This is a genomic window from Sphingomonas sp. P3_C6, from assembly GCF_056402595.1.
Genome location: NZ_JBFUHB010000026.1, coordinates 26,457 through 50,553, shown reverse-complemented (window position 1 = coordinate 50,553; position 24,097 = coordinate 26,457). Strand labels below are relative to the sequence as shown.

Sequence of the window (24,097 nt, the reverse complement as noted above, 5' to 3'; positions counted from 1 at the left end):
ACGGGGAGGGAATGAAGAAGACCGGCCCCACTGTCGCGGGACCGGCCTCCATATCACTCGGAACCGGGATCAGCCGGCCGTCGTCGTCTCGCTCGCTGGCGGGCGGCCACGACGGCGCTTGGGCTTTTCGACCGGCTCTTCCTCGGTCGTCACGGCGGAGATGGTCAGCGACGGCGGCAGCAGATTGGCCTCGAACATCGCCGGAGCTTCCTCCACCGGGCGACGGGGCGGCCGGCCGCGGCGCGGACGCTCGGCGACGACCTCGGCCACGGGAGCCGCTTCCTGCGCCGGTGCTTCCTGGCGGACTTCCTCGTCGGCGACAGGGGCAGCGCGATTGCCGCGGTCCTCGCCTCGGTTGCCGCGATCGCCACGGTCGTTGCCGTTGCGCTCATTGCCGTTGCGCTCGGGGCCGTTGCGCTCGGGGCGGTCGCCGCGATCCTCGCGGGCGTAACGGCCATTGCCGCCATCACCATAGGTGTTGCCGTTGCTATTGCCGTTGCGCTCGGCCCGGTCGGCCCCTCGGTCAGCATTGCCGTTACGCGAGCGCGGACGCTCCTCGTCATACTGGCCGGCCTGGTTGCCGTTCTGGCCTTCATTGCCACGGTCCTGGCCGCGATCACGATCGCGGTCCTGCCCATTGCCATTGCCATTGCCATTGCCCTGACGGGGGTCGCGCGCATTCTGCTCGCGGACGATCGGCTCGCCGTCCTCGTCATATTCCTGCTCGTCCTCGTCGAACGCCGCGCCGCCATTCTGGCGCCGGTTCTCCTCGAAGCGCGACCGGGTCTCGGCAAGCACGCGGAAATAATGATCAGCGAACTGCAGATAATATTCGGTGTTGACGCGATCACCCTGCATCTGCGCGTCGCGTGCGAGAGTCTTGTATTTCTCTAGCAGTTGCGCGGCATTGCCACGCGCACGATTGTCGATGCGGTTGCCGTTATCCTGACGGCCCGAATTTCCCTGCGGGCGCTGCTGCTGCCCGCCACGGCCGCGACGGCGGCCGGCCTGACGATTATTGATCAAATCTTGTGTGTCCTGTCGTTCGTAACCAACCCGGTCGTGCCCCAGAAATGTGGATGCAAGCCCCTTGGCTCGCGCGCCGCCCATCGGCGAAACGAGCCTGCCACGGTCGCCGGACGGCAGCGACTTCATGACGAAGGAGGCGGGCAACAGCCCGTTTTCAACCGGTTATGATGAAAACGCGTGCCCCTGCCCCGTTCAATAGCGGCTGGCGGGCCAATCTCCAAGCAGAATATTGTGACGTTTTTATGCTGATTCAAGTCGCGACGAGCGCCCGCGGGTTGTCCCCGAGGTCGTGACGCAGCGACACCGAGAGGCCCTGCGCGACGAGCAGGGCGGTTACGGCACCGGCCTGGGTCGACCCGATCTCCAGGATCGCGGCACCGCCGGGCGCCATCAGCCGCGGGAGCTGGGGCGCGATGTGGCGATAATCGTCAAGGCCATCGGGACCGGCGAACAGCGCCGACACCGGCTCATGGTCGCGCACTTCGGCGGGCAGTATCTCGCTCGTGCCGATATAGGGCGGATTGGCGAGGATCAGATCGAATTGACCGTCGATCCCGTCGGCCCAGTTGCCTGGCTCGAAACGCGCACGCTCAGCCATGCCGAGCCGCTCGGCATTGGCCTTCGCCATGCCAAGCGCAACGTCGGACGCATCCACGCCGAGCCCGCTCGCGTCGGGCCATTGGTCGAGCGCGGCCAGCAGCAGCGTGCCCGGACCGGTTCCGAGGTCCAGGATCGTCGCTGGGGCGCGGTTGCCGAAATGCTTGACTGCCGCCTCGATCAGCGTCTCGCTGTCGGCACGGGGAACGAGCGCGCCGGGGCCGACCTGCAGGTCGATCGTCCAGAAGGCACGGGTTCCGGTGATGTAGGCGATCGGCTCGTGATTCAGGCGGCGGGCGACGAGAGCGGTGAAGCCGCCCGGCGCCGAGTCGTCGAGACGCTTCAGCAGGAGTGCTTCGCGGCCGATGCCTAGGGCATGGGCCATCAGGAGCTCAGCGTCGAGGCGCGGGGTTTGGGAAACGCTGGCGAGGGACGTGGCGGCTTCAGCGAGCGCTCTTCTTACCTCCCCTCCCGCTTGCGGGAGGGGATTGAGGGGTGGGCTCGCGCTCACCGCGAACGGTCCGCTCGTGTTTGGCCGGGCGCCCACCCCCCSGCCCCCTCCCGCAAGCGGGAGAGGGAGAAGGAGTTAGCCATCCAGCGACGCCAGTCTCTCAGCCTCGTCCTCGGCGATCAGCGCGCCGATCAGTTCGTCCAGCTCACCCTGCAGGATCTCAGGCAGGCGGTGAAGCGTCAGGTTGATCCGGTGATCGGTCACCCGCCCCTGCGGAAAATTATAGGTGCGGATCCGCTCCGAACGGTCGCCCGATCCGACCATCGACTTGCGCGCGCCGGCCCGTTCGGTGTGCAGGCGGTCGCGCTCGAGCTCGTACAGGCGGGTGCGCAGCACCTTCATCGCCTTGGCCTTGTTCTTGTGCTGCGATTTCTCGTCCTGCTGGATCACGACGAGGCCGGTCGGGATATGCACGATGCGCACTGCCGAATCGGTGGTGTTGACCGATTGCCCCCCCGGCCCGGACGACCGGTAGATGTCGATGCGAAGGTCCTTGTCGTCGATCTTGACGTCGACCTCCTCCGCCTCGGGCAGCACGGCAACGGTCGCGGCAGAGGTGTGGATGCGCCCGCCCGCCTCGGTGACCGGCACGCGCTGTACGCGGTGCACGCCGCTTTCGAACTTCAGCTTGGCGAACACGCCCTTGCCCTCGACCGAGGCGATCGCTTCCTTGAAGCCGCCCGATTCGGACGACGAGGCCGAGATCAGGTCGACCTTCCAGCCCTGCGATTCGGCATAGCGCTGGTACATGCGGAACAGGTCGCCGGCGAACAGCGCCGCTTCGTCCCCGCCCGTCCCGGCGCGGATTTCGAGCATCGCGGCGCGCTCGTCGGCGGCGTCGCGCGGCAGCAGCGACAGGGCAAGGCCGCGCTCGGCAAGCGGCAGCGTCTCGCGGATCGCCTCGATCTCCTCGCGCGCCATTACGCGAATCTCCGGATCGGCTTCCGTCTCCATACTCGCCAGCACCAGAAGCTCGGCACGCAGCCGCCGCACCTCGCCCGCCGCCCGCGCAACGGGCTCGAGCTCGGCATATTCCTTGGAGACGGCGACGAAACGGTCGGACGGGAGGTCGCCGGTCGCCATCAGCGCCTGCAACTCGTCGCGTCGCGCCTCGATCTGCGCGATCCGTTCCAGCGAGATCGTCGACATCAGGCGCCCAGCATCCGCGCAAGATCGCCGAACGGCACTTCACGCTGCGAACCGTCGCCAAGCGACTTCACCGCTGCCGCGCCCTTGGCCAGTTCGTTGTCGCCGATGATGATCGCAAAGCGCGCACCCTGCGCATCGGCCTTGGCGAGGCGACGCTTCATATTGCCCTTGAAGGCCATGTCGGCGGCGATCCCCGCGCGGCGCAAATCGGCGAGGATGCCGGTCGCGCGCCCTTCGGCGGCCTCGCCCATCGGCACGATCACGGCATCGATCCGCTCGGCCGCCGGCTCGTCGAGCAGCATCGCCAGACGTTCGACACCAGCCGCCCAGCCCACGCCCGGCGTCTCGTTGCCGCCGAGCGCGCCAATCAGCCCGTCATAGCGCCCGCCGGCCAGCACCGTGCCCTGCGCGCCGAGCCGGTCGGTGACGAACTCGAACGCGGTGTGCCGATAATAATCGAGGCCGCGCACCAGCCGCGCATTGCGCGTCCAGGCGACGCCGGCCGCATCGAGGCCCCTGGTCACACTCTCGAAGAACGCACCGGCCTCGCTCGTGAGATAGGCGTCGATATCGGGCGCTGCGTCGGCGATCGGTCGGTCCTTGGGATCCTTGCTGTCCAGGATACGTAGCGGATTGCGCTCAAGCCGATCTTGACTTTCCGCAGACAGATCGCCGCGATGCTGCCCAAAATGGGTAATCAGCGCCGCCCGCCAGGCATCGCGCGTTTCCGCGTCCCCAAGCGTGTTGAGCTGAAGCGTGACCCCGTCGGATATGCCCAGCTCGTGCAGCAGCTGATCGGCGAGCACCAGCAGCTCGACATCCGCCGCCGGTTCGGCCGCACCGATGATCTCGGCATCGATCTGATGAAACTGGCGGAAACGCCCCTTTTGCGGTCGCTCATAGCGAAAGACCGGCCCCGCGGTCGCCAGCTTCAGCGGCGCATATTGCTGCCAGCCCTCGGTCAGATAGGCGCGCGCGATGCCCGCGGTGAATTCGGGCCGCAGCGTCAGGGAATCGCCGCCGCGATCCTCGAACGTGTACATCTCCTTGGAGACGACGTCGGTCGTCTCGCCGAGCGAGCGGGCGAACACCGATGTCGATTCGAACACCGGTACGTCGACGCGCTGAAAGGCATAGAGCCGCCGGACATGATCGAATGCCGCGAGCACGCGCGCGAAGCGCCGTTGTTCGTCGCCGAAGATATCCTGCGTGCCGCGGATGCGTTTGGGGGTTTCGATGCGGGCCATAAAGGCGCGCTATCTATGCGAGGGCGGCGTCAAGCGCTAGCCTTTGGATAATGCGCGTCGAACCACACGCGTGTCTTAATGAGGATGACGCCATGCAGCTCGGCAGGAAGATCGCGCCGGCCCGTTTCGTCGCCTTCGTATTGGTGTTCGGGGCCGGCCTCGCGCTGCTGATCCCACGCCTGGGCAGCGGCCGCGGCACCATGGCCGCATTCGACATCGCCAGCGCCCTGTTCCTGGCGATCGTCGCCCCCCTGTTGCGCAACCGGGCCGACGAGATGCGCCAGCGTGCGAAGGACAATGACGCCAACCGCGCCCTGCTGCTCGCACTGACCGCCCTGGTGTCGCTTGTCGTGCTGGTTTCCGTCGCCAGCGAGATGATGAGCGGCAAGGGCAGCCCGCTCACCACCGCCCTGCTGGTCACCACATTGGTGCTGGCCTGGCTGTTCTCCAACACCGTCTATGCGTTGCACTATGCGCATCTGTTCTATTCGCGCGCCGATGGCGGACGCGATGCGGGCGGAATCGACATTCCGGAGACGAAAGAGCCCGATTACTGGGACTTCGTCTATTTCAGCTTCACGCTGGGCATGACTTTCCAGACATCGGACTGCCAGATCACCTCGCCCGGCATCCGGCGCGTGGTGATCGGCCACTGCCTGGCCGCCTTTGTCTTCAACATCGGCGTGCTGGCGTTTTCGATCAACGTGCTCGGCGGGTGAGGGGCTCCAAGGCCAGTTCGATCGGGGCCAATCCCATACCGTTCGGGCTGAGGGCGAACGAGGAGAAGTAACGAACCTCTCAGCGCTCGCGGCGCACCGATACCGGGCGCTGGCCCTTGATGTCGAAATAATGCGCGCCGAGCATGCTGCGGCGATAGGTCACGGCATCGCCCACCACGGGCCGGCGGCCGCTGCTGGTGGTCGTGCTCCATACGCTGCCGTCCGCCAGCTGAAGCTCGTACAGGCCGAAGCTCAGCGGCGAGATGCTGGTGATCGTGCTGCTGAAGCCCGACTTCGTCGTGTTGGTCTCGGGCGCCTTGACCTTGGGTGCCTTTGCCTCGCGCAGGCCGGTACGGTTGGGCTCGGGTGGGGCCGGTTCGGCTGCGGGCGCGGGGGTTGCAGCAGGTGCACCTTGCTGCCGGTCATAACAGGCGAGACGCTGGGCAGGGTCGGCGATCGACCGGCAATCCTGCGCCTGCGCCGGCACTGCCATGGCACCGCCGAGAACCAGAGCGGCCGAAAGCGCCGCCGACCGATATACGCTGATCATCACCCAAACCGCTCCTATAGGATATATAATCTTGACCCTAGCGCGGTGATACGGCTGACGCCATAGCCGCGTTATTCTGCCGATATGCCACTTTCATGCCGCGTCGGCGACCTCGATAAGGCCCTGCCCGCGCAGCCGTTCCGCGTCGCGAGTCGGCGGACAGCCGAACATGCGTGCATATTCCCGGCTGAACTGCGACGCGCTTTCATAGCCGACCGAATAGGCGGCGCGCGAGGCATCGGCGCTCGCGATCAACAGGCGCCGCGCCTGTTGGAGGCGGAGCGATTTCTGATATTGCAGCGGGCTCATCGCCGTCGCCGCCTTGAAATGGCGATGGAACGAGGCCGGGCTCATGCCCGCGATCTCGGCCACCGCCTCGATGCGGAGCGGCTTGTCGAAATGCGTCCGGATCCAGCTGATTGCGGCGCGCACCTGTGACAGGCGACTGTCCGCCATCGCCGCCTGGCGTAGCATGCCGCCCTGCGGGCCCTGCAGGATGCGATAGAGAATCTCCCGCTCCATCATCGGCGCGAGCACCGGCACATCCTCCGGCGTCTCCAGCAATCCGAGCAGCCGGGCCCATCCGTCGAGCAGGCGCGGCGTCACCGTGCCGACCGCAAATCCCATGGTCTGTTCCTCCGCGCGGGGCGGCATCTCGGACAGGAGCGCGGTCGCCGCTTCCCGGTTCAGCATCATGCTGACCACGATATAGGGCCTGGTCGCGCTCGCCTCGACGACGCAGCCTGTCACCGGCAGGTCGATCGACGCGATCAGCTGGTCGCCCGCGCCGTAATGAATCATGCGATCGCCGATCATGACCTGTTTAGCACCCTGGAGCACGATGCAGATCATCGGTTCGTACATGCCGGGCATCGAGCCGGTCGGCGCACCGCTGACATGCATGGCGAGGCCAGGGATCACCCCGCCACGCCGGCCGTCGTCATGATGCCTGAGCGCAAGGGCGCATAACCGATCGAGCTGTTCCTGCATGACGGCAAGATGGCACGCGCGCCGCGCGAAACAAGCGCCGGCCAGGCCCGGATGCGGCCGGCTGATAGTATCAGGCAAGAACTCGACACGATCGGGCGCGCGGATCGCAAGTGCCGCGACCAGATGATGGGCCGCAAGCCTTCCCCATCGAGGAGATTCCCCATGAGCAGCAATTTCGACGATACCACGACCACTGACGAGGTGCTCGACGGCGTATCCCTGCGCGGCAAGCGTATCCTTGTGACGGGCGTATCGGCCGGTCTGGGCGTCGAGACGGCGCGTGTCCTCGCGGCGCACGGTGCGCAGGTGATCGGCACCGCCCGCGATCTCGACAAGGCACAGCGCGCAACCGGAATCGTCCGCGAGCAGGCGGCCAATGGCGGCGGCCTCGAACTGGTCGAGCTCGACCTCGCCAGCCTTTCCAGCGTGCGCGCCTGCGCCGATGCGCTGGTCGCCGATGGCCGCCGCTTCGACGTCGTGATCGCCAATGCCGGCGTGATGGCAACGCCCAAGGGCATCACTGCCGACGGCTTCGAGACTCAGTTCGGCACCAACCATCTCGGCCATTTCGTGCTGGTCAACCGGATCGCCTCGCTGATCAATCCGGGCGGGCGGCTGGTGAACCTGTCCTCGGCCGGCCATCGCTTCGCCGATGTCGATCTCGACGACCCCAATTTCGAGCATACCCCCTATGACGAATTCGTCGCCTATGGCCGCTCCAAGACCGCAAACATCCTGTTCGCGGTCGAGTTCGACCGGCGCCACGAGGAACAGGGCATCCGCGCGGCAGCCGTCCATCCCGGCGGCATCCAGACCGAACTGGGCCGTCACATGACCCAGGACTCGATGGATGCGCTGATCAAGTCGATCAACGAAAACCAGGAAGCAGCAGGCGGCGCCCCCTTCCGCTTCAAGACCATCCCGCAGGGTGCCGCAACCTCGGTCTGGGCGGCGATCGTCGCCAGCCCCGAAGAGGTCGGCGGCACCTATTGCGAGGATTGTCACGTCGCCGAGATCGTCGAGGGCGAGGGTCTTCGCGGTGGCGTGCGTCCCTATGCGCTCGACGCCGACCATGCCCGGGCGCTCTGGGCGAAGAGCGAGGAAATGGTCGGCGAGCGGTTCTGAACCGCCGTCGCCGGCATCAAAATCGGGAGACTATCATGAGGCCCTGCCCTCTCCTCCGTCATGCCTGACCTTTTCCGGGTGACGACGGGGATTGGGCGAATCTGGGTTAGGCCGCGCCGCCCCTGGCGGCGCGCAGGATCAGTCCGGCAATCTCGCGCGGATGGGTGACGAGCGATAAATGACCTGAATCGAGCTCGATGGTCGTCGCCTTCATCCGCCGCGCGAGAAAGCGCTCCAGGTCGGGATTGGTCGTGCGGTCGTTCCGCGACACCGCATAGAAGCTCGGCTTGCTGCGCCATGCCGCCTGGGTGGTGCGGCTGTCGAACAGCGTGTCGGCGATCGGGCCCTGCACCGCATAGAGCGCGCGAGCCCGCACCGGATCGACGCCATTGGCGAAGTCGCGCAGGAACGCCTCCTCGCTCAGCTGCGCGAAACCGCCGGCATGGGTCAGCCCGAGCGATGCCGGTGCCGTCGGGAATTTCTTCGTCAGTGCCGGATAATCCTCCCCCGCATCGGGCGCCCGTGCCGCGACATAGACCAGGCCGGCGACCTTGGGATCGACACCCGCTTCGCTGATCACCATCCCGGCATAGCTATGCCCCGCCAGGATGACCGGCCCATCCTGCAACGCCAGGGCGCGCCGGGTCGCGGCGACATCGTCGGCCAGCGAGGTCAGCGGGTTCTGCACCGCGGTCACCCGCATGCCCGCCGCCTGGAGCAGCGGGATCACCGCGCTCCAGCTCGATCCGTCTGCATAGGCACCGTGCACCAGTACGACGTTGCGGACCTCGGGTGTGGCAGCACGAGCGACCGGCGCGAGTACAGCGCTCGCCACGGCGGCACCCAGGGTCATGGTGAAAGTCCGGCGATCCATCATGGCTTCGCTCCTGTTGGCATGAAGAGCGATCGGATATCTGCCGCGCAAAGGGCCGGTGCCATCATACAAACGGGTGGCCCAACCCTAAACCACCGTATGATGGCCCGTCCGGCGGCGATCGGTGATCACTGCGATCCATGGCAGCAACAGGCTGCACGGAGGGACAGCCATGATGATGACGACGATCGACCGCGTTGCGCAGAACGCCCGAGTGACCGTCCTGCCGCCAGCTCCCGAGCCGAGCAGCGCCGACGAGATCAACCACCGCGTCGCCAACAGCCTGCAACTGCTCTCCGCCCTGGTCTCGGCCGAAGCGCGCGGCATTCAGGATCCGGCGGCTGCCGCGGCGTTCGACATGACGCTCCGCCGCATCGGCGCGATCGCCGGCGTCCATCGTCAGCTCTACCGGTCGCACGAAGACGCGCTGGTGAATCTGGCCACCTATCTCGACGAACTCGGCAGCGAGCTCGAACAGAGCGTCGCCGACACTGAGGCCGGCCGCTTCGTCATCGTGCATGCGGCGGGCGTGATGGTGGCGGCCCATGAAGCCACCTCGATCGGCATCATCGTGTCGGAGATCGTCACCAACGCTTTCAAATATGCGTATGCGCCAGGTGTTTCCGGCGTGGTCAGCGTCACGCTGCGCCCCACGACGCGCGGCGGTTATCTGCTCGAAGTGCAGGACCGCGGCCAGGGGCGCGACCCCAATGCCGCCGCCAGGGGCACCGGTCTCGGCGGCCGTCTTGTCGACATGATGGCCACCCGGCTCGGCGGGCACCGTGCATGGCTCGACGCCCGACCCGGCACCTGCTTCGAGCTCTGCGTCGGAAATCGATGACCCGCTGCCGATCCACGGAAGTGTTGCGCTCGTCCAGCCTCTCGTCCAGCGTGGGCGCCGTCTGGTCGGGGTGGCCACGGCACTGGCGGGAGTCGATGATGCGCGGAGACAGGGAGGGAAGGCGGCTGGCCGCCCGCCTGCGCCTGGCGGCAGCGCTGCTGCTGGCCTTCGCAATCTTCGCCCTCGACATATTGAGCCCGCTCCAGGGCGCGGTTGCCGTGCTCTATACCACCGTCATCCTGATCACGGCGCGCAGCAACGACCGGAAACTGGTCATCGCCGCTGGCCTGATCGGCGTGCAGCTCTCCATCACCGGCTATGTCGTGAGCCATTGGGCCGAGCCGCTCGGTTCCCCGGCCATGCGCCTCGCCGTCAGCCTGGTGGCGATCGGCATCACCACCATCCTGTCGGCGCGGCATTTATCCGACATCGAAGCACGCCAGCGTTCCGAGAAACGCTATCGCACCATCTTCAACGCCGCCGGCTTCCCGATCTGGGAATCGGACTGGTCTCCTGCCTTTGCTCTGCTGCAGGGTGGGCGCGAGGCCGATCAGGAGATATTGGAACGCGTGGTCCGCGGCGCGCGGCTGCGCGACGCCAATCTCGCCGCCGCGCTCCTGTTCGGCCAGCCCGACCGCGACACGTTCATCGCCGGCGGCATTTTCCAGCATTACACGCCCGTCGGCGAGGCCGCGCTGATCCGCATCTTCAATGCGCTGATGCGCGGAGAGCTGTGGATCGAGGAAGAATCGCAATTCCGCACCCTGTCGGGCGAGATCGTCGACGTCGTGCTACGCGTGACCCTGCCGCAGGACAATCAGGGCTGGTCGCGCGTGCTGGTGATGGCGCTCGACGTGACCGAGCGGAACCGCGCCCAGGCCAGTTTCGCCCAGGCCCAGGCCGAGCTGACCCATGTCGCGCGCGTCACCACGCTCGGCCAGCTCGCCGCCTCCATCGCGCATGAGGTCAACCAGCCGCTGTCGGCGATCATTACCTATGCCAAATCGGGCAAGCGCTGGCTGGCGCGCGAGGCGCCCGGCGCGTCGGAAGTGTCGGACTGTCTCGACCATATCGCCTCCAATGGCACCCGCGCCGCGAACGTGATCGAGCGTATCCGCAACCTCGCCCGACGCGCCGAGCCGAACCATAGCCGGATCGATCTCGCCGCGCTGATCGAGGAGACGACCGCACTCCTCGACCGCGATTTCCAGGCGAACCATGTCGTCGTCCACGCCGATATTCCGGCCGGCCTCCCCGAGGTGACGGGCGACCGGGTGCAGATCCAGCAGGTGCTGATGAACCTGATGCTCAATGCCGAACAGGCGATGGCGCAGAACCCGCACGACCGCCGCGACCTCTGCCTCGACGCCTTGAGCGACGGCGCCGGCGTGACCGTTTCGGTGCGCGATTGCGGCCCCGGCATCGCCGACGATCCAGAGGCGCTGTTCCGCCCCTTTTTCACTACCAAGAAGGACGGCATGGGCATGGGCCTCTCGATCTGCCGCTCGATCGTCGAGCAGCATGGCGGCACCTTGACGGCCGGCAACCATTCAGAGGGCGGCGCGAGCTTCCGCTTCCGCCTGCCAGTCGCCGAAGACGAAAGGGCAGCGGCATGACCATCGACCAGGGCTGTGTATGCGTTATCGACGATGACGATGATGTGCGGGGCTCGCTCGGCAGCCTGTTCCGCTCGGTCGGGTGGCAGGTCGCGCTCTATGACACGACCGCCTCCTTCCTCGCCGCCGGCGTACCCGGCCTCCCCTCCTGCCTGGTGCTCGACATCAGGCTGAAGGGCGAGAACGGGCTCGATTTCCAGGAAGGTCTTGCCGCGCGTGGGATCCATCTCCCCGTCATCCTGATCACCGGGCATGGCGACATCCCGATGACGGTGCGCGCGATGAAGGCGGGCGCGGTCGACTTCCTGCCCAAGCCGTTCAGCGAGGACCAGATGCTCGAAGCGGTCGCCGCCGCGGTCGAGCGCGACCGCGACCGCCGCGCCGAATCGGCCGGCACCGAGCGGCTGAAACAGCTCTATGCGACCCTCACCCCGCGCGAGAGCGAGGTCATGGGGCTTGTCGTCACCGGCCTGATGAACAAGCAGGTCGCCGGCCGAATGGAATTGTCGGAGATCACGGTGAAGATCCACCGCGGCAACGTGATGCGCAAGATGGAGGCGCAGTCGCTCGCCGACCTGGTGCGCATGGCCGAGCAACTCGGCGTGCGCGACGAGTCGATCCACCGGTTTAACGCCTGAGTATAATGGCGGGCGGCACCGGCGAGGCGCATCTAAAGGGCAGCCCCGGCCGTTAAGCCGTTACAGTATCTGGAGTATCATCGTGAACGCAGCCTCTCTCATCGCGATCGTCGACGACGATCCGGGCGTGCGGGGCAGCCTCGACAGCCTGATGCGCTCGGCCGGGCTGGTCCCGCAATCCTTTGCCAGCGGTGCTGCACTGCTTGACTGCGGGCTTGAGCGCCGGATCGCCTGCATCGTCACCGACCTGCACATGCCCGGCATGACCGGTCTGGAGCTCCAGGCCGAGATCATCCGTCGCGGCTGGCAGAACCCGCTGATCGTGATGACCGCCTATCCGACCGACGCGGCGCGCGACCAGGCAATTCGCGCGGGGGCGGCGGCATTCCTGTCCAAGCCGATCGACCCCGACATGCTGCTGGATGCGATCGAGCGGGCTGCCGTTTAAAGGGCATCCCTCTCCCCGTTCGTGCTGAGCTTGTCGAAGCACTGTTCTTTCTTTCCAGCGTCGAAAAGAAGGACAGCCCTTCGACAAGCTCAGGGCGAACGGGGAGAAAGCGTTTCTCCCGGCCAGGTTCACCCAGCCCAGACGAAAAACGGCGGCGAGCCAGGCCCGCCGCCACCACGTTTCGATCCGATACTATCGCGGCGACGCGCCCCGGACTGGGGGAGGAGGAACGCGCCGCCGCGGCCGTCCCTCAGCGGGAAACTGGGGACCGGCAACTCTCATACAGGAACCAGCTGCGGCGCTCGGTCTCGTCGATCCAGACTTCGAGCACGCTGGCGGTCGCGACATCCGAATATTCGTCGCACAGCTCGTGTACCCGGCGCATCTCGGCGACGAGCTGCTTGTTGTCGCCGTGCAGCTCGGCCAGCATGTCCTGCGGATCGACATAATCGGCATTGTTGTCGAGGATGCGCTGGCGTCCGGCGATGTCGGAGATCGAGCGGATCGTCGTCCCGCCGATCTTGCGCGCCCGCTCGGCGATCGCATCGGTCATCGCGAAGATCTGGTCGCCCTGCTCGTCGAGCAGCAAATGATAGTCGCGGAAGTTCGGCCCGCTCATGTGCCAGTGGAAATTCTTGGTCTTCAGGTAGAGCGCGAACACGTCGGCCAGCAGGCCCGCGAGTCCCGCGGAGATATCGCGCGTCGCGTCCGCGCCGAGATCGGTCGGGGTGGCCAGGAAGCGTTCGGCGATGGTCGGGCTGGTCATCATGCGTCTCCTCGAAGTCGGGGGCATCCCCTTCGGCTCCTCAGATAGGCTTCATGCCGGACGATATAATCCACACCTTGGTTTAGGCTGGCCCACCCGTCAGTGCGCGTCGTGAAAGATGATCCCCAGCGTATGGCGATGGCCCGACCGAAGCCTGCTGACGCCGTGCCGCATCGTCACCCGGTAGTCGCCGCGCGCCCCACGGTGCGGCCGCTGGTTGACCGCGAACACCACCGCATCGCCCTTCGCCAGCGGCACCACCTCGGCGCGCGACTGCATGCGCGGGCGCTGTTCGGTCAGCACGAACTCGCCGCCGGTGAAATCCTCGTTCGGCGCCGACAGCAGCACCGCGACCTGAAGCGGGAAGACATGTTCGCCATACAGGTCCTGATGCAGACAGTTATAGTCGCCCGGCCCGTAACGAAGCAGCAGCGGCGTCGGCCGGACCTGTCCCGCCTGATGGCATCGTTCGAGGAACGCGGCATGATCGTCCGGGAAGCGCACGTCCACGCCCATCCGCTCGTTCCAGCGATTGGCGATCGGCGCGAGCTGCGGATAGAGCCCGGCGCGCAGCCTCCCGACCAGCGGCGGCAGCGGATAGGCGAATAGCGATATTCGCCCTGGCCGAAACCATGCCGCGCCATCACTACATGGCTGCGGAACACCGGCCCCGGCCCGTAAAGCGCAGCGGTCGCACCGCACTCGGCCGCCGGGAGCAGGCCGGGCAGCATCGCCCAGCCCTGTCCGTCCGGATCGGCCCGCACCGCTTCCCGGTCGATCGCGATCACGCCGCCTGCCCGCTTTCGAGCCCGAGCAGCAATTGCTTCGCCTCTAGCCCGCCGGCAAAGCCGGTCAGCGCACCGTTCGATCCGATCACCCTGTGACAGGGCGCGATGATCGAGATCGGGTTCCTGCCATTGGCCGCGCCCACTGCGCGCACCGCGCTCGGCCGGCCGATCTGGCGCGCGATCTCGGCATAGCTCCGCGTCTCGCCGAACGGAATGGTCAGCAGCGCATGCCACACGCTCTTCTGGAAATCGGTGCCAGCGAAATCGAGCGGCACGGTGAAGGCGGTCAGCGTACCGGCGAAATAGGCCCCGAGTTGCTTCGCGGTCTCGGCGAGGATCGGATGGTCGTCATTCTCGATCATCTCGCCCAGCCGCACCCGGCCCGGCCGGTCATTCTCCCACAGGATGGCGCATAGGCCCTTGTCGCTCACGACGAGCGTCAGCGCGCCGACCGGCGAGGGGAAAGCCTTGTAGGAATGGGTCATGGCATCGCTCCGTTCTTGCTGACCATGACATGGCCAGCCGCGCGGATCGACACACCCCGGAGATTGCCTTCAAAGCAGGTCAGCCGATCTCGATCGGCGTCCTGCGGCTCATCACGAACAGCACCAGCGCGGCGAGCAGGACGGAGAGCGCCCCGGCACCGAAGAACAAAGTCGCCGGAATCTCGCCCCACCAGGCCCCCATCGCACCGGCGAGCAGGCTGCCAAGGAACTTCGCGATATACCAGGCGCCCATCGCCATCGCCGCGACCTGCACCGGCGACAGCGCGCCGACCAGGGTCAGGCCGACCGGGATCACCATCAGCTCGCCGAGCGTCAGCAGAATGAAATAGGCGGTGACCCATTCGACGCCGACCCGCTGGCCGGTCTCGGCATTCAGCGCCGCCGCAACCACCATCACGATCATCGCAAAAGTGGCGATCAGGCAGCCGAGGCTCATCCGCCGCAACAGGTTCGCCGGCCCGCGCCGCTCGGCCCGCTTCGCCCAGAAGCGGATCAGGAACGGCGTCGCTAGGATGATCAGCAGCGGGTTGATCGACTGGAACCAGGTCGCGGGAATCTCGACGCCCGGCCCGAGCAATGCGACATGCCGGTCGGTCTGATGCTCGACCCAGAGCGCGATGACATTGCCGCTCTGCTCATAGGCGATGCGGAACAGTACGACGACCGCCACGATCGCCACCAGCAGGCGAAGATTGCCCCATTCCAGCCGGGTGAGCGCGACGGGGATACCACCCGGCGACCGCGACCGGGTCGGCGGATCCGCCGGCAGCAGGTTCCCGAATGTGAGATAGACCGCCAGCCCGATCAGCATGCCGAACCCGGCGGCGGCAAAGCCCCAGTGCCAGCCATAGACTTCGCCCAGGGTGCCGCACACCAGAGGCGCGAGCAGCCCGCCCAGGTTGATCCCCATATAATAGGCGCTGAATGCCTGGGCCTGGCGCGGATCCTTGTCGGCATAAAGGGTGCCGACCTGGACGGCCAAAGGAGGGATGAAGAGTCCATTGCCGATCGCGACCAGCGCCAGCGCCGGAAACAGCAGCGCCTCGAACGCCATGGCGAAATGGCCGAGCATCATCAGCACGCCGCCCAGCACCACGCTGCGCTTCCGGCCCAGCCAGCGGTCGGCGATGATCCCGCCGAAGAACGGGCTGAAGAAAGCAGCCGCCCCATAGGTGCCGTAGATCAGCGACGACTTGGCCTGGCTGAAGTCGAGATGCTGGGTCATGTAATAGACCAGCAGCGCCTGCAGGCCGAAATAGGAGAATTCGGCCCACATCTGGGTCATGAACAGCACGGTCATGCCGGGTGGGTGTCCGAACAATGTCCGTCCCCGCCCGGCCGGCGATCCCCCCGTTGAACCGCCGGATCGCGCCGAGTCCATGCCTAGAAGTTCAGGCCGGGCGTCATCGTCCGCAGGCTGAAGGCGAACCAGACCAGCAGCACCGCGGAGACCGCAACCAGCACCGTCCAGGCAGTCGACAGCCATTTCCGGTCAGGGCTCCGCGCCATCGTCCAGGCATTCCAGACGGTCAACACGGTTCCTACCACGGCCGCGAGGGTCAGGAGCTGCAGCAGCCGCATCCAGATATCGAGCCGCCCGTCGAGCGCGCCGAGGTCGCTGCTCAGCACCCCGATCATCGCTATCCAGCCCCCCGCGACGATCACCGCGATCCAGGCGGTGATCCGCGTCGCGCGGTGTAGCATCAGCGGCCGCCCCGCGATCTGCGGGCGATAGCCGTAGCGGCGGCGGACCAGCGCCACGATCGGCCAGGACAACGCCGTCACCAGCATCACCGCCAGCGCCGCGAGCAGGACCGGGATGATCCAGCCGGCATCCAGCGAGCCCGGCGCGGGCAGGAACAGGATGATCGGCGCGAATTCGGCTGGAGACAGCGCCACGACCTTGCCGTCCTTGACCAACGCCGCGAGGCGGGCCTCGCCGCCCACTTCCTGCCACTGCCACGGCGCCACCTCGCGCCAGCGCTTCGGCGTGCCGGCGGCATCGGTCAGGGCGGCAACGGTGATCGTCTTGTCGTCGTTGAGCACCACCGTCGTCTCGCCGAGCAGCGTCACCATGCGCAGCCAGTTGGTTAGCGACCCGCGGCTGCTGACATAATGGCCGACCAGCGTCCGCCCATGTTCGGCCGCCGTGGCCAGGGTCGGCAGCGGCGCCCTGGCTTCCGGAAAATAGCGGTTGGTGAAGCTGTCAAATAGCTTGCCGCGCAGGACATGCGCCGCCCCGGCTTTACCACTGGCGTTGAACGACACGTACAGGCCGACATTCTTGTCGACATAGAGATGCAGGTCGGAATGGAAGAAATTGGTGTCGCCGCCATGCCCGACGATGTTCAGCCCGTTCATGTCCTCATGATAGAAACCGAGCGCCATGCCCGGCAGGCCGGGGATCGGCGTGTTGGCGGTTTTATGCATCAGCGCGGTAGTCTGCGGGTTGAGCAACGGCCCGCCCTGGGCGAGATGCGCAATCATGAACAAGGCCATGTCGGCGCCCGTCGCCGACAGCGCGCCGGCCGGTGCCATCGGGATGATCTCGAACTTCTGCGGCTCGCCCGAGGCGACCTCATACCCTTGCGCCATGCCCGGCACGAGTGCGGCCGGCAGCGGCTGGACGAAGCTCGAATGCCGCATGCCGAGCGGCGTCAGGATGTGGCGCTGCACATACTCCTCGAATTTCTCGCCCGACACCCGCTCGACCAGATAGCCGGCCAGCGACGCGCCATAGTTGGAATAGGAGGCGGTGGTGCCCGGCGCATAGATGCGGTGCGGTATCCAGCGCTTCATCACATCGCCGAGCGGGATGGCCGCCGCCGGGTCGTTCGTGATCAGATATTTCGCCGTCTCCTCGAAGCCCGAGGTGTGGGTCATCAGGTTCCTGAGTGTGATCGGCTTGCCGAACGCGGGCGGAATCTTGAAATCGAGATAGGTGTTCACGTCCTTGTCGAGGTCGAGCTTGCCGGCCTGGACCTGCTGCATCACCGCCGTCCAGGTGAACAGCTTCGAGATCGAGCCGGGCCTGAACAGCGTGCCCGCCGGATCGACCGGCTTGCCCGTCTTCACATCGGCCTTGCCGAAACCACGCTGGGTCAGGACCTTGCCGTCCTTGACCACCACGACCACCGCCCCGGGAATCCCGCCCGATTCGAGGCCATAGGGCATCAGCCCGTCGAGCCAGGCATCGACATCGGTCGCGGTCAGCGCCGCGCCGCCCGCTGCCTGGGGGGCGCCGGACGTCGAGCCGGCAGGCTGTTCGGACGCGGGCGGCCTGACGGGATCGAGCTGGGTCGGTGCCTGCGCCGCGATCGGCACCGCCACCAGCAATAGCGACGGGAGCGCGTGCCGGAGCAGGCGCGTGGCGAAGTCGATCAATCCAATATGCATCAGAAATCGAATCCCAGGCTGAGGCCGATGGTGCGCGGCCGGATCATCGCGAGGTCGATCAGTCCGGCATAGCGACCGCTATAGATACCGGCGTAGGTCTGTCCGCGCGAATTGGTGACGTTCTTGGCGTAGACGCTCAGCGTGACCGGCTTCATCTCGATGCCGGCGCGCAGATCGACATTGTCATAGCCGTCGAGCACGAGACGACGCCCGAATGCGGCCTGATAGCCGGAATCGAAATCAGCGGGCCGATCGCTCACCAGCATGATCGATCCACCGACGAACGCATTCATCCGATCGTTGAGCGCCCAGTCATAGTCGGCCGACACACTGGCATTCCAGCGCGGCGCGTAGGGAAGCTGGTCGCCGTCCGATCCGCCCACCAGGATATTCCCCTTGAGCTCGGTATGGTTGTAGGCGACCGAACCGACCACCGACATACCGCGGATCGGCCGGAGCGTCGCGGTCACTTCCGCGCCATAGCTCTTTGCCCCTTCGCCATTCCCGTCCGCCGTCACCGGGCCGATCGCTGTCTCGAAGGTGGTCGTGATCTGGGTGTCCTTCCAGTCGAGATAATAGACCGAGGCATCGATGCCGAACGTACGGTCGGCCGTTTCCGCGCGCACGCCGGCCTCATAGCTGATCAGCGTATCGGCCCTGAACTGCGCCGGATAATCCGCAGGTGCCCCGGGCGGAACGACATTGGGCCCACCCGGCCGATATCCCTTGGCGACGCGCGCATAGACCGCGACCCGGTCGTTGATCTCGTACCGGGGCGAGACCGACCAGGTCCACACGCCTTCGGACGACTTGCCGAGCAGCGTCCCGTCAGCGCCCTGTACCACGACGAATCCGCCGCCCAGGCTCTGGGTCGTCCGCTGCTCGTTGTGGCTGTACCGGACGCCGCCCGTGATATCGAACGCCCGGGAGACGTGCCAGGTCGCACTGCCGAAAGCGGCATATTCCTTGTAGACCGAATCCAGCTGCGCCGTCAGGAAATGCGTGAAGGGAAACGGCGCGGCAGGAACGCCCGGCCCGAGCAGGTCCTGCGGAATTGTCCCGGCTTCGGGAAGGAACGCGCCCGTGGCGGGATCGAACGGCCGGTAGAGCTGGTAGATCTGGCCCGGCTCGCGCGTGTAATAGCCGCCGACCAACCATTCGAAACTATCCGACTTGGCCGATGTCAGCCGCACTTCCTGCGCGAACTTCTTCTGGCTGATATTGGACGGCTGGTCCGTGCCATAAGGGGTGGTGGCCCCGTAGAACGGGCCAATGTCGCCCAGCAACGGGGTCGCGTCGATGTCCTCGTGCTGGCGCAACGTGGCGTAGCTGGTGACGGAGGTCAGGCTGACCGGTCCGAAATCATACTCCAGCGTGCCGGAATAGAGCCGGTAATCGACCGAGTTGCTCTCCCGCAGAGTCTGATACCGGAGCAGGCCCTCCCCCGGCGCACCCGTGAACGGATCGGCGGTGATCGGCGTGAGCGTCTGCGGGTCGGCATCGACGGCATCGCGGCCATGCGCGCGGATATTCTGCGCGATCGCGGTCAGGCGAACCGAAAAGCTGTCGCTGGGTTTGAACAGCAGCGACGCGCGGCCGCCATAGCTGGCGGAATCGTTGATATCGCGGTCCCGGATGCCGACGGCATCGATATAGCCGGGCGTCTTGCGATAGAAGCCGCTGACCCGGACGGCCAGCGTATCGCTCAGCGGCACATTGACCACGCCGTTGCCGGACCAGCCGGTGCCGCCGCCGTCGACGGTTTCGACACCGGCCTGGCCGCGCACCGAGAAACGGTCGAACTTCGGCGCGGCGGTCACATATTTGAGCAGGCCACCCAGCGAGTTCGCCCCGTAGAGCGTACCCTGCGGCCCCCGCAGCACTTCGATCCGCTCGATATCGAACGGGTCGATATCCCCGGCGAGATGCGCGGCGTTGGTCTGGCTCGTGCTCGATCCGAAAGGGGTGTCGTCGATATAGACGGCAACGGTGGGGCTGGCGCCGCCGGTGTTGATGCCGCGAAGGATGATGCGCGTTTCGCCGGCATTCTGCTGTTGCAGGCTCAGCCCGGGGACGAGGGCCGCATAATCCACCAGGCTGGTCGCATGCCGTTGCTCGAGCACCTTGCTCGACACGACCGAAATGGATTGCGGCACATCGATCAGATTCTGGCTGCGCTTCTGGGCGGTCACCACGATATCCTCGCCCCAACCCTCGCGGTCTTCCGCTGCCGGCGCCCGGGCACCCTGCGCCACTTCCTCAGCCTGCGCCGCCGGGATCCATGCCACTACCGCCGTGGCTACCAGCCACAGGGCCCTCGATTGAAACGTCATCGCCCAATCCTTCCCAGAATATAGGGTCATCATGACGGGTGTTTCACTTATAGCAACTATTTTCTCATTGAGGGACGACAATTCCCTAACGCCCTGCTTTGCGCTAGCGTCGTGAGGAGAGGGCATATGGCAAAGAAAACCACCACCAACAGTCCGCACCCCGGCCTTGCGCTGCGAGCCGCGCGACTCGAACAGGGGCTGACGCTCCGGGCGCTGGCCGCCCGGCTCGACATGCCCTTCTCCACGCTGTCGAAGCTCGAGAACGGCAAGATGGCGATGACCTATGACAAGCTCGTGCGCCTGGCGCAGGGCCTCGGCATCGACATGGGCAGCCTGGTCGCCGGCACCGCGCCGACCGATCATGCACCCGCCGCGGTCGGCCGCCGCAGCGTGCAACGCGCTGGGAAATGGCCCGAAGCCAGCTCGGAACGCCACACCCATCATTATCCGGCCGCCGACCTGCTGGGAAAGATGATGGTGCCGATCATCATCGAGGTGAAGGCGCGCAGCATCGACGAGCTTGGCGGGCTGGTCCGCCATTCGGGCGAGGAATATCTCTATATCCTCGAAGGCGCGATGGAGCTGCATTCCGATCTTTATGCGCCGCTGCTGCTCAACCAGGGCGATTCGATCTATTTCGATTCGGGTATGGCGCATGGCTATGCCCGCGTCAGCGACGGACCGTGCCGTGTGCTCGCTGTCTGTGCAGGGGCCGGCATGCAACGTGTTGCACAGTCGGCCGGAAAAAGCTGGGATCTCGTCTCCTCCAACGAGGACGGTTCGCCATCGGAGAACATTGTTTCTTATATTGAAACGTGAGCCGATCCATGTGATGTGACGGCCATGGACAGCCCGGCCACAGCAATCCGCCCACTCACGCTCACCCATCGCTGCGACGCGATGCTGATGCGCGAGCCTTTCCGCATTTCCGGCTATCTGTTCGAATCGATGCCGGCGGTGATCGCGACACTGTCGGACGGCACCCACGCCGGGCGGGGCGAGGCAGCCGGGGTCTATTATCTCGACGATGGCCCCGACCATATGGAGAGCGAGATCGAGCGCTGCCGCGACGCGATCGAGGCGGGCATCGATCGCGAGGGCCTGCGCGACCTGCTGCCGCCGGGCGGCGCGCGCAACGCGCTCGATTGCGCCCTGTGGGAACTCGAATCGCTCCGTGCGGGCGTCCCGGTATGGAAACTCGCCGGTGTCGGCCCGCCCAAACCCCTCGTCACCACCTTCACCCTTCCCGCCGAAGACCCTGCCGAGATCCTGAGGCGCCTCGCGGCATTGCCGACGCCGCGCGCGATCAAGCTCAAGCTGGAAGGCGATCTCGCCGCGGATACCGAGCGTGTCCGCGCGGTGCGCAGGGCGCGCCCGCATGTCTGGCTCGGGGTCGATGCGAACCAGGGCTATGGCGGCGACGATCTCGACGGGCTCGTCGCGATGCTGGTCGACAACAAGGTCGCGCTGCTCGAACAGCCGGTCCGCCGCGGCGCCGAGGCGCTGCTCGATGGCTGGCGCTCCCCCATCCCGGTCGCCGCCGACGAAAGCGTCCTGTGCCTGGCCGAGATCGACGAGCACCGCACCCGCTTCCAGGTCGTCAATATCAAGCTCGACAAATGCGGCGGCCTTACCGAGGCGCTGATGATGGCCGATCACGCCCGCCGGCTCGGGCTCGAGGTGATGGTCGGCAACATGGCCGGCGCGACGCTGTCGACCGCGCCCGCCTTCGTGCTGGCCCAGCTCTGCGACGTGGTCGATCTCGACGGCCCCTGGTTCCTCGCCGACGATCCGCTCGCCGCCAGCCTTTACGAGGATGGGGAGATCATGGTCCCGTCGCGCCTGTGGGGCGCCGACTGAGGGAGGCGGCGCCCGGTTCGGCGTTCAGGCGGGGAGGGCCTGGGCGATGGCCAGGCCGGCGAGACGGGCCGTGGCCAGCAGCTGGTCCAGGCCATGCCCGTTCCTGGCCTTGGCGGAGAGGCCGGACATCGCCGTGCTGACGAAATCCGCCAGGCGATCGGCCTCTTTCGGATGGCGGGCAGCGATATACTGCCGGATCGCCTCCTCCGCGGCGAGGTTGAACGCGCGGGCCGCCTCACGCGCCTGTTCATCGTTGCAGCGCGTGCCTTCCAGCACGAGGCAGCCGCCGGCAGCGGGATCGGCGACATAATGTCGGGCGGCCTCCTCCAGCAAGGCGGAAAGGGCTTCGGCGACGGGGCGGTCGGGGCGCAGGATATCGTTGAGGGGAATGGCCCTGGTCTCGGCCCAATGGTCGAGAACACGGGTGTAAAGGCCGGCCTTGTTGCCAAAGGCAGCATAGAAGCTTGGCGGGTTGATACCCAGCGCTTCGGTGACGTCGGCGACGCTGACGGCATCATATCCGCGAGCGTGGAAGAGATGCTCAGCGATGGCGACCGCCTCGTCCGGATCGAAGCGCCGGGGGCGTCCTCGTGGACGTGATATATTTGTAGTCACTGTTACACAAACCCTTGACCCAGCCGTTCGAGCTTTTATGTAGCGCGTCCTACATTAAACCTCAAGGAGGCCCCGATGGCCATGTTTCAAGGAAAATCCGTTCTCGTGCTCGGCGGCAGCCGGGGGATCGGCGCCGCGATCGTGCGGCGCTTCGCGACCGAGGGGGCCGCAGTGACCTTCACCTATGCAGGGTCGCGCGAGGCGGCGGAGCAACTGGCGGCCGAGACGGGCAGCAACGCGGTCCAGACCGACAGTGCCGACCGCGACGCGGTGATCGCTCGGGTGCGCGACAGCGGGCCGCTGGACGTGCTGGTGGTCAATTCCGGCTTCGCCATCTTCGGCGATGCCCTCGAGCAGGACCCGGACGAGATCGACCGGCTGTTCCGGGTCAACGTCCATGCTCCTTATCATGCGTCCGTCGAAGCGGCCCGGCAGATGCCGGACGGCGGACGGATCATCGTGATCGGTTCGGTGAACGGCGACCGGATGCCCGTCCCGGGCATGGCGTCCTACGCGCTGAGCAAGTCGGCCTTGCAAGGGTTGGCACGTGGCCTCGCACGGGATTTCGGGCCGCGCGGCATCACGATCAACATCGTGCAGCCCGGGCCGATCGATACGGACGCGAACCCGGCGGACGGCCCGATGAAGGACCTGATGCACAGCTTCATGGCCATCAAGCGCCACGGACGCCCCGCAGAGGTGGCGGGCATGGTGGCATGGCTGGCCGGGCCTGAGGCAGGATTCGTGACAGGCGCGATGCACACGATCGACGGCGCGTTCGGGGCCTAGGTGAAGAGCGTCCCGGGGCTGCTTTGCTCCGGGACGATCCGCTCTCTGCAGGCATGCGAACGGGCCCGCCGCAATCCGCTGATCGAACTCATCGCCGAACGTCGCAGGTGCCAGCCTTTGCCCTGCGGGCCGATCGGGACGCTATCGATCCTCAGGCTGAATAGCGTGCCGCCACCTGGTTGATCTGCTGGCGCTGGCTCGCCTCGATCTCGCGCATCAGCCGGGCGAACCGGCCGATCACGTCGGGATCGGGTCCGGCATCCGCCTCGATCGCGGCCCAGGCCATATCGAGCACGTGCTTCGCTGCATCACGCCCGTGCACAGCAATGATATAGGCGGCAGAATCCGCACTCCCGAACTTGCTTCCCACCCGGCGACCCTATTTTGGTTTTGAGCGCAAAGGATCGAGACGGCCGGAAGTTCCCGACAAAAATGGGTGAAGACCGTATTCAGGATTCCAGCGGCAGCCGGCCGATGAGTCGGCCATGCGCGCCGTGTCGGCTCCTCCGGTCTGCGCTCACCGACGCACGCTGGCGATTCAACAGGCGCGGCGATCATGCTCGTATCGCCGCCCCCTCCGCGCGATGGAAGCCGGCATGCACAATATTATATTTTCGGCCACAATAAAGCCCGATGAAAAAATGATACCCCCTGCAAAATGCAGCAAGAAAATCTGCAATAAACTGAAAATCCGTGTCACCGGACCGCGC

Annotated in this window: 23 protein-coding genes and 1 pseudogene; 9 read left to right on the top strand and 15 right to left on the bottom strand. The window is 66.2% G+C overall.

The features are described from left to right. Positions 1–69: 69 nt before the first annotated feature. From AC1DT7_RS19630 to hisS, 4 genes are all read right to left on the bottom strand, one after another. A complete protein-coding gene (locus tag AC1DT7_RS19630; protein ID WP_478037872.1) occupies positions 70–1,026 on the bottom strand; it encodes a DUF4167 domain-containing protein in 957 nt (318 codons plus the stop codon). A gap of 253 nt (positions 1,027–1,279) precedes the next feature. Further along, the gene (gene prmC, locus AC1DT7_RS19625) at positions 1,280–2,137 is read right to left on the bottom strand and encodes a peptide chain release factor N(5)-glutamine methyltransferase (RefSeq protein WP_478037871.1); all 858 of its coding nucleotides are present in this window, start codon (positions 2,135–2,137) and stop codon (positions 1,280–1,282) included. Between the two features lie 75 nt (positions 2,138–2,212). Continuing rightward, on the bottom strand, positions 2,213–3,286 hold the full coding sequence (gene prfA / locus AC1DT7_RS19620) for a peptide chain release factor 1 (protein ID WP_478037870.1): 1,074 nt from the start codon (positions 3,284–3,286) through the stop codon (positions 2,213–2,215). Beyond that, positions 3,286–4,533, bottom strand: coding sequence for a histidine--tRNA ligase (hisS, locus tag AC1DT7_RS19615; RefSeq protein ID WP_478037869.1), 1,248 nt, complete (start codon positions 4,531–4,533; stop codon positions 3,286–3,288). Before hisS ends, prfA begins: the two co-directional genes overlap by 1 nt. Positions 4,534–4,625: 92 nt before the next feature. Here hisS and AC1DT7_RS19610 point away from each other — a divergent pair, with 92 nt between their 5' ends. Continuing rightward, on the top strand, positions 4,626–5,252 hold the full coding sequence (locus tag AC1DT7_RS19610) for a DUF1345 domain-containing protein (RefSeq protein WP_478037868.1): 627 nt from the start codon (positions 4,626–4,628) through the stop codon (positions 5,250–5,252). 79 nt (positions 5,253–5,331) lie between these two features. Here the strand turns inward: AC1DT7_RS19610 and AC1DT7_RS19605 are convergent, their stop codons facing one another. Then, entirely contained in the window at positions 5,332–5,802 is a 471-nt protein-coding gene (locus AC1DT7_RS19605; protein WP_478037867.1) for a hypothetical protein, read from the bottom strand. 93 nt (positions 5,803–5,895) lie between these two features. After that, entirely contained in the window at positions 5,896–6,870 is a 975-nt protein-coding gene (locus AC1DT7_RS19600; protein ID WP_478037866.1) for an AraC family transcriptional regulator, read from the bottom strand. Between the two features lie 84 nt (positions 6,871–6,954). On the opposite strand from AC1DT7_RS19600, the gene AC1DT7_RS19595 reads away from it, so the two are divergent. Next, entirely contained in the window at positions 6,955–7,917 is a 963-nt protein-coding gene (locus AC1DT7_RS19595; protein ID WP_478037865.1) for an SDR family NAD(P)-dependent oxidoreductase, read from the top strand. 106 nt (positions 7,918–8,023) lie between these two features. Here the strand turns inward: AC1DT7_RS19595 and AC1DT7_RS19590 are convergent, their stop codons facing one another. Next, on the bottom strand, positions 8,024–8,794 hold the full coding sequence (locus AC1DT7_RS19590) for an alpha/beta fold hydrolase (protein WP_478037864.1): 771 nt from the start codon (positions 8,792–8,794) through the stop codon (positions 8,024–8,026). 169 nt (positions 8,795–8,963) lie between these two features. Between AC1DT7_RS19590 and AC1DT7_RS19585 the strand changes: the two genes are divergently transcribed. From AC1DT7_RS19585 to AC1DT7_RS19570, 4 genes are all read left to right on the top strand, one after another. Continuing rightward, positions 8,964–9,632: a sensor histidine kinase gene (locus tag AC1DT7_RS19585; RefSeq protein WP_478037863.1), complete on the top strand. Its 669-nt coding sequence runs from the start codon at positions 8,964–8,966 to the stop codon at positions 9,630–9,632. A gap of 98 nt (positions 9,633–9,730) precedes the next feature. Continuing rightward, positions 9,731–11,248 (top strand): sensor histidine kinase, encoded by a 1,518-nt coding sequence (locus tag AC1DT7_RS19580; RefSeq protein WP_478037862.1) that lies wholly within the window; start codon positions 9,731–9,733, stop codon positions 11,246–11,248. Next, positions 11,245–11,886, top strand: a complete 642-nt coding sequence (locus AC1DT7_RS19575) for a response regulator transcription factor (RefSeq protein WP_478037861.1) — start codon at positions 11,245–11,247, stop codon at positions 11,884–11,886. Before AC1DT7_RS19580 ends, AC1DT7_RS19575 begins: the two co-directional genes overlap by 4 nt. Before the next feature lie 82 nt (positions 11,887–11,968). Beyond that, the gene (locus AC1DT7_RS19570; protein WP_478037860.1) at positions 11,969–12,334 is read left to right on the top strand and encodes a response regulator transcription factor; all 366 of its coding nucleotides are present in this window, start codon (positions 11,969–11,971) and stop codon (positions 12,332–12,334) included. 250 nt (positions 12,335–12,584) lie between these two features. On the opposite strand, the gene AC1DT7_RS19565 is transcribed toward AC1DT7_RS19570, so the two are convergent. From AC1DT7_RS19565 to AC1DT7_RS19540, 6 genes and pseudogenes are all read right to left on the bottom strand, one after another. Next, on the bottom strand, positions 12,585–13,100 hold the full coding sequence (locus AC1DT7_RS19565; RefSeq protein ID WP_478037859.1) for a Dps family protein: 516 nt from the start codon (positions 13,098–13,100) through the stop codon (positions 12,585–12,587). A gap of 99 nt (positions 13,101–13,199) precedes the next feature. Further along, positions 13,200–13,888 (bottom strand): annotated as a pseudogene (locus AC1DT7_RS19560) (2OG-Fe(II) oxygenase). Further along, complete coding sequence (locus AC1DT7_RS19555) at positions 13,885–14,373, bottom strand: methylated-DNA--[protein]-cysteine S-methyltransferase (RefSeq protein ID WP_478037858.1); 489 nt, start codon at positions 14,371–14,373, stop codon at positions 13,885–13,887. The pseudogene AC1DT7_RS19560 and the gene AC1DT7_RS19555 overlap by 4 nt, the downstream one beginning before the upstream one ends. Positions 14,374–14,452: 79 nt before the next feature. Then, complete coding sequence (locus AC1DT7_RS19550) at positions 14,453–15,775, bottom strand: peptide MFS transporter (protein ID WP_478037857.1); 1,323 nt, start codon at positions 15,773–15,775, stop codon at positions 14,453–14,455. Positions 15,776–15,777: 2 nt separating this feature from the next. Continuing rightward, positions 15,778–17,790, bottom strand: coding sequence for a serine hydrolase domain-containing protein (locus AC1DT7_RS19545; RefSeq protein ID WP_478037856.1), 2,013 nt, complete (start codon positions 17,788–17,790; stop codon positions 15,778–15,780). Then, complete coding sequence (locus tag AC1DT7_RS19540; protein WP_478037855.1) at positions 17,790–20,123, bottom strand: TonB-dependent receptor; 2,334 nt, start codon at positions 20,121–20,123, stop codon at positions 17,790–17,792. The genes AC1DT7_RS19545 and AC1DT7_RS19540 overlap by 1 nt, the downstream gene beginning before the upstream one ends. 126 nt (positions 20,124–20,249) lie before the next feature. On the opposite strand from AC1DT7_RS19540, the gene AC1DT7_RS19535 reads away from it, so the two are divergent. Together AC1DT7_RS19535 and AC1DT7_RS19530 are read left to right on the top strand one after the other, a co-directional pair. Continuing rightward, on the top strand, positions 20,250–20,942 hold the full coding sequence (locus AC1DT7_RS19535; protein ID WP_478037854.1) for a helix-turn-helix domain-containing protein: 693 nt from the start codon (positions 20,250–20,252) through the stop codon (positions 20,940–20,942). Between the two features lie 24 nt (positions 20,943–20,966). Beyond that, entirely contained in the window at positions 20,967–21,983 is a 1,017-nt protein-coding gene (locus tag AC1DT7_RS19530; protein ID WP_478037853.1) for an enolase C-terminal domain-like protein, read from the top strand. Positions 21,984–22,007: 24 nt separating this feature from the next. On the opposite strand, the gene AC1DT7_RS19525 is transcribed toward AC1DT7_RS19530, so the two are convergent. Next, positions 22,008–22,598, bottom strand: a complete 591-nt coding sequence (locus AC1DT7_RS19525; protein WP_478037852.1) for a TetR/AcrR family transcriptional regulator — start codon at positions 22,596–22,598, stop codon at positions 22,008–22,010. Between the two features lie 75 nt (positions 22,599–22,673). Here AC1DT7_RS19525 and bdcA point away from each other — a divergent pair, with 75 nt between their 5' ends. Then, the gene (gene bdcA, locus AC1DT7_RS19520) at positions 22,674–23,387 is read left to right on the top strand and encodes an SDR family oxidoreductase (protein WP_478037851.1); all 714 of its coding nucleotides are present in this window, start codon (positions 22,674–22,676) and stop codon (positions 23,385–23,387) included. 151 nt (positions 23,388–23,538) lie between these two features. Here bdcA and AC1DT7_RS19515 read toward each other — a convergent pair whose 3' ends face one another. Further along, positions 23,539–23,757, bottom strand: coding sequence for a hypothetical protein (locus AC1DT7_RS19515; protein WP_478037850.1), 219 nt, complete (start codon positions 23,755–23,757; stop codon positions 23,539–23,541). Between the last annotated feature and the right edge of the window lie 340 nt (positions 23,758–24,097).